Source organism: Desulfurella sp. (genome assembly GCF_023256235.1).
Classification (GTDB): Bacteria; Campylobacterota_A; Desulfurellia; order Desulfurellales; family Desulfurellaceae; genus Desulfurella.
Window position 1 is genome coordinate 1,765 of the sequence record NZ_JAGDWY010000014.1, and the last position, 803, is coordinate 2,567.

The following is an 803-nucleotide window of genomic DNA, read 5'->3' on the forward strand; positions in this document are numbered from 1 at the left end:
ACCAACAATGTGGCGCTATAGAGAAGCTATACCTATAGAAAATGATATCAATATAGTTTCTTTTAATGAAGGTTTTACGCCTATTGTAGATTATTCAACTAGCTCTGGTAATGTTTTATTGAAATTAGATTATTTGTTCCCAACAGGCTCTTATAAAGACAGAGGAGCCAGCGTTCTTATAAGCAAAGCAAATGAAATTGGTGTAAAAAAAGTTATTGAAGATTCTTCTGGAAACGCAGGATGCGCAATCGCTGCTTATTGTGCAAAAGCGAAAATAGAATGTGAAATATATGTACCGCAAGATACATCCATTGCAAAATTAACGCAAGTCAAAGCATATGGTGCTAAACTAAATATAGTAAATGGAAATCGCCTACAAACTGCACAAAAAGCCCTACAAGATGCAAAAAATACTTATTATGCAAGTCATACTTACAACCCATTCTTTTTTCAAGGTACAAAAACACTTGCTTTTGAGGTTTTTGAGCAATTGAATGACTCGATTCCAGATTACATTTTTATACCAACGGGCAACGGAACCATGTTCATTGGTGTTTATTTGGGGTTTATGGATCTTGCTCAAAATGGTTACATAGATAATCTGCCAAAATTAATTGCTATTCAATCCGAGAATTGTGCGCCAATTTTTAAACAATATAAAGAAAACTTAAAAGTGCCACAAAAAGTCGACGAAAAATACACATTAGCAGAAGGAATTGCTATTAATGAACCTATTCGTTCAAACCAAATCATAGATATTATAAAAAAGACTAATGGAGATGCAATAACAGTTAATGAGCAAG

The 803-nt window shown here is 33.4% G+C and carries 1 protein-coding gene; it reads left to right on the forward strand.

Translation table 11 applies throughout. From position 1 onward, the window contains the following. Nucleotides 1-803: threonine synthase (locus Q0C22_RS01485; protein WP_291490320.1), on the forward strand; the 803-nt coding region annotated here is incomplete at both ends.